This is a genomic window from Pseudomonas sp. 37 R 15, assembly GCF_900004865.1.
GTDB lineage: Bacteria > Pseudomonadota > Gammaproteobacteria > Pseudomonadales > Pseudomonadaceae > Aquipseudomonas > Aquipseudomonas fluorescens_AM.
Map to the genome: position 1 here is coordinate 122,631 of NZ_CVTV01000022.1, position 6,158 is coordinate 128,788.

The 6,158-nt window shown below is 60.1% G+C and carries 4 protein-coding genes; 3 read left to right on the top strand and 1 reads right to left on the bottom strand.

The genetic code is table 11. The annotated features are described in order from the left end of the window. The first annotated feature begins 96 nt into the window (after positions 1-96). From dsbD to dsbG, 3 genes are read left to right on the top strand one after another with little or no spacing between them, the layout of a single operon-like run. Positions 97-1,824, top strand: coding sequence for a protein-disulfide reductase DsbD (dsbD, locus tag BFQ04_RS07605; protein WP_065950275.1), 1,728 nt, complete (start codon positions 97-99; stop codon positions 1,822-1,824). Beyond that, positions 1,824-2,669: a TlpA disulfide reductase family protein gene (locus tag BFQ04_RS07610; RefSeq protein WP_065950276.1), complete on the top strand. Its 846-nt coding sequence runs from the start codon at positions 1,824-1,826 to the stop codon at positions 2,667-2,669. Before dsbD ends, BFQ04_RS07610 begins: the two co-directional genes overlap by 1 nt. Then, positions 2,645-3,406 carry a thiol:disulfide interchange protein DsbG gene (dsbG, locus tag BFQ04_RS07615; RefSeq protein WP_065950277.1) on the top strand — a complete coding sequence of 254 codons (762 nt, stop codon included), beginning with the start codon at positions 2,645-2,647 and terminating at the stop codon, positions 3,404-3,406. The genes BFQ04_RS07610 and dsbG overlap by 25 nt, the downstream gene beginning before the upstream one ends. A gap of 69 nt (positions 3,407-3,475) precedes the next feature. On the opposite strand, the gene BFQ04_RS07620 is transcribed toward dsbG, so the two are convergent. Next, positions 3,476-6,158: hypothetical protein (locus BFQ04_RS07620; protein WP_065950278.1), on the bottom strand; the 2,683-nt coding region annotated here is incomplete at its 5' end.

Here is a 6,158-nt window from a genome sequence, read left to right on the forward strand (position 1 = left end):
CGATAACTCCTACACTTTAGAATAGCGCCCGGTTAATCATCGGTTAATCAACGCCACACATTGTGTGCCTCACTTGCATCGAATTAAGGCTGGACCATGCGGTATCTATTTACTTTTCTGCTGGTGTTGCTGGCGGGGTTCGCCCAGGCCGCGCCGGGCAACCCATTCGAGACCAAACCCGATTTCCTGCCGGTGGGCAAGGCCTTCACCTTTACCTCCGAACGCCTTGAAAGTGGCGAGACCCAGCTGTATTGGCAGATTGCCGACGGTTATTACCTGTACCAGCAGCGCATGAAATTCGACGGCCTGGCCGAAAAGCCCGCGCTGCCCCAGGGTGAAGCCCATAGCGATGAGTTCTTCGGCGAACAGCAGGTGTATCGTCAGGGCCTGGAAGTGAAGCTCCCGGCCGGTACCAGCGGCCAGGTCAAGCTGGGCTGGCAGGGCTGTGCCGATGCCGGCCTGTGTTATCCGCCGCAATCGATCACCGTGGACCTGGGCGGCAACCCGGCGGTCGCCGCCACCACACAAGCCCAGGACCAAAGCCTGGCCAGTGGCCTGCAACAGCGCAGCCTCGGCTGGAGCCTGCTGATCTTTTTCGGCCTGGGCCTGTTGCTGGCGTTTGCCCCGTGTTCGTTGCCGATGCTGCCGATTCTCGCCGGCCTGGTGGTGGGCAGCGGCGCCAGCCCGCGTCGCGGCTTTGCCCTGGCCAGCAGCTACGTGGTGTGCATGGCGCTGGTGTATGCCGCGCTGGGCGTGATGGCCGCATTGCTCGGCGGCAATCTTGCCGCACTGCTGCAAACCCCGTGGATCCTCGGCAGTTTCGCCGCGTTGTTCGTGGTGCTCGCCCTGCCGATGTTCGGCTTCTTTGAACTGCAACTGCCTGCGTTTCTGCGCGACCGCCTCGACACGGTCAGCCGCCGGCAGAGCGGTGGCAGCCTGGTCGGTGCCGGCATTCTCGGCGCATTGTCCGGCCTGCTGGTGGGCCCGTGCATGACCGCGCCCCTGGCCGGCGCCCTGCTGTATATCGCCCAGAGCGGCAATGCGCTGCACGGCGGGCTGATCCTGTTCGCCATGGGCATCGGCATCGGTATCCCGTTGTTGCTGCTGGTCACCGTGGGCAACCGCTTCCTGCCCAAGCCGGGCACCTGGATGAACGTGCTCAAGGGCATTTTCGGCTTCCTGTTCCTCGGCACCGCCGTACTGATGCTTCGCCCGGTGGTCGGCGAAAGCCTGTGGATCGGCCTGTGGGGCGCACTGGCGCTGGTCATGGCCTATTGCGGTTGGACGCTGGCGCGTGAATACGGCCTGGCCGCCAAGGTGTTCGGCGCGGGCTCCCTGGTGCTGGGCCTGTGGGGCGCGGTACTGGTGGTGGGCGCGGCGGGTGGCAGCGATGAGCTGTGGCAACCGCTGAAGGTCTACAGCGGCTCGCGGGTGGCTGCCACAGCCAGCGCCCACGATGCGTTCACGACCATCAACAATCCTGCCGCCCTGCAAAGCCAGCTCGACAGCGCCAAGGCCGAGGGCCAATGGGTGCTGGTGGATTACTACGCCGATTGGTGTGTGTCGTGCAAGATCATGGAAAAACAGGTGTTCGGCAAGCCAGAGGTGATGGCCGCCCTGAAGGATGTACGCCTGCTGCGCCTGGACGTCACCGCCGACAATGCCGCCAGCCGTGAACTGCTCGGCCGCTACAAAGTGCCGGGGCCCCCGAGTTTCGTGTGGATCGGCCCGGACGGTGAAGAACGCCGAGCCCAACGCATCACCGGCGAAGTGGATGCCGCCGCCTTCCTGCAACGCTGGACGCAAACCCGAGACGCGCGCTGATGCTGACCCTCACCATCGGCACCTTCGCCATCGCCCTGAATCACATTCTGCTGATCTGCGCGCTGATTCTCGCCACCCTGGTGGGCTGGCGCGTGGCCAAGCGTGGCGGGGAAAACCCCGAATCGGTGTTGTTCAGCCTGTTCCTGCTGGGCATGCTGGCCGCCCGTGTCAGCTTTGTGCTGATGTACTGGAGTGATTATCGCAACGACTGGCTGCAGATGGTCGATCTGCGCGACGGCGGGTTCCTCGCCTGGCCCGGCGTGATCGCGCTGGTGCTCGGTGCGCTGGCCTACGGCTGGCGACGCCCGGCCCTGCGCAGGCCACTGAGTGCGGGGGTGATCAGCGGCCTGGTGTTCTGGGGCATGACCAGCCTGTCCCTGAACCTTTACGACAAGGGCTCACAACTGCCGGATATCACCCTGCGCGATGCCAACGGCAATGTGGTGCAATTGGCCGACTACAAAGGCGGCCCGCTGGTAATCAACCTCTGGGCTACCTGGTGCCCACCGTGCCGCCGGGAAATGCCGGTGCTGGAACGCGCGCAACACCAGCGCCCGGATATCACCTTCCTGTTCGTCAACCAGGCCGAGAGCATGCAAAGCGTCAGCACGTACCTGGCCACCCAGGGCCTGAACCTCGACAACGTGCTGTTCGACGCCAGCGGCCGGCTCGGCCAGGCCGTCGGCTCCATGGCGTTGCCTACTACGTTGTTCTACACGGCCGACGGACGCCTGATCAACAGCCACCTGGGCGAGCTGTCCCAAGCCAGCCTGGCCCGTGCCATGGAACCCTTCGATACCGCCCCACAAAGGAAACCGACATGCCTCGCCTCCGCCACCTGCTGACCCTGCTGCCACTGACACTTGCCGCCACCCTGGTGCAGGCCGGAGACTGGCCGGCCCCGATCAAGCAAATCGAAGCCAAGGGCGCCAAAATCCTCGGTACATTCGACGCCCCCAGCGGCCTCACCGGCTACGCCGCGCAGTACCAGAACCGCGGCATGGCGCTGTACCTGACCGCCGACGGCAAGAACGTGATCGCCGGCAACCTGTACGATGCCCAAGGCAACGACCTGAGCAGCGCTCCCCTGGAAAAACTGGTGTACGCACCGATGTCCAAGGAAGTCTGGGCCAAGATGGAAAACAGCAGCTGGATCCAGGACGGCGACAAGAATGCGCCACGCATCGTCTACCTGTTCAGCGATCCCAACTGCCCCTATTGCAACATGTTCTGGGAACAGGCCCGGCCGTGGGTGAAGGCCGGCAAGGTGCAGTTGCGCCATATCATGGTGGGGATTATCCGCGAAGACAGCCCAGGCAAATCCGCCGCACTGTTGGCCGCCAAAGACCCGCAAAAAGCCCTGGAAGAACACGAAGCGGCTGGTAAGGGCAGCACGTTGCAGGCACTGGCGAAGATCCCGGCGGATATCGAAGCCAAGCTTGATGGGAATATGAAATTGATGGAAGAACTGGAGTTGTCGGCTACGCCGGCGATTTTCTATCTGGACGACAAGGGCGCGTTGCAGCAACAGCAGGGGGCGCCATCGCCGGATAAGTTGGTGAAGATACTGGGGCCGAAATAAACCACGCGCATACGTTATGGATAAGGCCTCCAAACATCGAAGGCCTTATGCTTGATCCACCTCAGTTAACTATTGTTGGACCTCGTACAGTTTGAGCATAGTGATTCCAAAATCGTTACCAACGATCGCGCCCATTTTGTGATTATGAACGCTAAGCCTTGCGGTTTTTGAGGTGGCTACGAATACGCCCTCAAGTGTCTGCCACGTTATCGGTGGTTGTATCACATCGGTTATATCTTTCCTGTCAACGGCTAGCGCCAGGAGGGGGGAGGCGCCTTGACCACTACTGTTACAGACCAAGGCCGAGAAATGATATGAGCGCCCCGGTTCCAGATCGGTGAAAATCTTGAACATTTTCTCGCTCTCAGTAGCAGGGTCGGATGTATTTGTATAACTGTAATCACGCAACCAGTAACCAGTCCAGCCGCCCCACGGATCAGTTCTCAATGCCAGATCGGCGGGGTGTGCTGCGCCTAAGCCTCTCTGCCAACCATTCCAGCCTTTGCCGGATGGGTCGAAGTCAGTGAGGTCATAAAATGCCTTGCGGAATTTAAGGTGCAGCTTGGGGAACGCGATCGCATTACTGACTTGGCCACCGATATCCGGCGTCACGTTGAACGTAATCAACAGATCGGTCTTGTCACGCAGCTTCTCCAGGTCCGAACGTTTGAGCAGCTTATTCAACCCGGCGGTCACTTCACCCTCGGTGACTCGACCGGCAGTCCCCACCGGAAAGGTCAAAGGAGCACCATCAGCGTCGGCGGTGCCTTCGCCCCACGCCCACACATTTTGCCCAGCCAGGATAAACCACCAGGGTTCCAACGTACCGTCGGCATCGCCGTTAAACGTGCGCAAATCCAGAATACCGTTCTGGGTGGCAGGAGGCGTAGCCTGTTTCACCACCGGCGTCGGCAGACGCACCGGCACGCTGATATGCAGGTTCAAATCGTCCGAGGTCTGCTGTTTACAGTCGCTGGTCACGGTGAAGTTGATCTTCACCGTTGTGCCGATGCTTTCGATCACGGCCTCTCTTGGGACAGAAAAAATCACAGGGCCGGTTGTACTACCCGGTTGCGACTCCAGCAGCCAGCAACTGCCGTCCGGCCGATACCAATTGGCTTGAATGCTGTGGTTGGGATGGTTGCCGACGTAATTCACTTCCACATGCACGCCGTTACGCCCATTCCACACGGTCAACTCGCTGCCCACCGCTTCGGTGACGGTCGGCGGTTTCAACACCAGATTTTCCTGGCTGATCGCAAATACCTGCATCGGGAATTCGATGGCGGTTTCCCGATTGCACTTGCCATCAAAGCTCGCGGCAAAATGCAGCTCAAAGCCCGTGCAATCGGCAAGCTCCTTCAATCTGTCCCGCGGGATAGACTCGTCAACACCCTTGGCCAGCCACTCTGGAGTAAGGGGCTTACCAGGCACTATGTCGAACCGGTAGTCGCTACCATCTTCACGTGTTCCACTCAACCACATCCAGCAACATTCGCCCTCTTCTGCATAATCCCAAACGGGTACCACCGCCGTGGCATCATCACTGAAGGTGTTGAGATCAACGATGCCCACTGTTGCCTCTTCGATACACGGCAAGGTCAGTTGCGGAGCAAGCACTTGCACCGTGCGATCGGGGGAGCTCTGCGGTTGATAATGGTTGAACTGAACGCTGTAGTTCAACACCATCTTCTTGTTGAACAGTGCTGCAATGATGTGCGGAGCAACATCGAATGACAGCTTGATCTGCCCCTCGCTCACGTCTTTGCAGCCGAGGGCTACCGGCCCAAAATCAGGGCCCGATGCATAGGCACAGACATGGTCATTTTCGAACATGCCTGCGTAGCTGACGATTGCATGCCCGCCGTTGACCGTGTTGACAGGGTTGAGCTGCCACTGACCGGGCGGCAATTCCACGGATTCGCGCAAATGCGGCGGGTTCAGATCCTGCGCAGGGTCGACCTGCAGCAATGAAGTGGTGCGCAGGTGGAAATCCTCGGCGTTCACAGGCAGCGGATTCTCCAGAATCGGATCGCCTGGCTCAGGGTATACCGGTTCGGTCGTGTCCCAAATCACGCCCAGGTGAGCGGTGATCGCCGAGTAATCGTCCAGCCTGGACAGCCAGCCTCGCGAAAGCTTGAAGCGGAAAACATGCTCTGGACGAGCTTCGTGCTCCTGCACCACATGATTCTTGGCCACCCAGGTGAAGCGATAAGGCGCAACGTGCTGGTTACCCGCAACAACCACAAACAGACGCTGCCCGGGTTGAATCATCGGCCAGGCGTTGATCGCGACAATTTCATCACCCGAGAACTCTTGCATGCGCAGGTACCAGGTATTCCACTCCTCCTTGGCATGCGTGAACACCGGCCTTGAAACGAAGAGGTCCTCCTCCCTGATCTGTTGGATTTCCAACTCCAGCGTCAAGGATTCCAGGGCCCGCCCCCCTGCATTGGCCGTGTACTTGATCAATACCGTGTGCCCGATGCAGTAGCTGATCCACTGTGGCGGAATGCCGACGACATTGACGCCATTTTCGACAGATACCGGTTCGAAACGCGGCTCGTCCTGCCCCTTGACCGCCATGTAGAACATGACATCAGTGGCGTTGGCCGGCAGCGTCAGCGTGGCCGTCGTGCCATCGCTGGCGTCAATGGGATACAGCACGCTGTTGTTCGCAGCGTGCTCGATAATCGCATAGGGCAGTTCCGTTTCAACGGCTGGCAGCGAATTTGCTGCCTGAACGGAACCG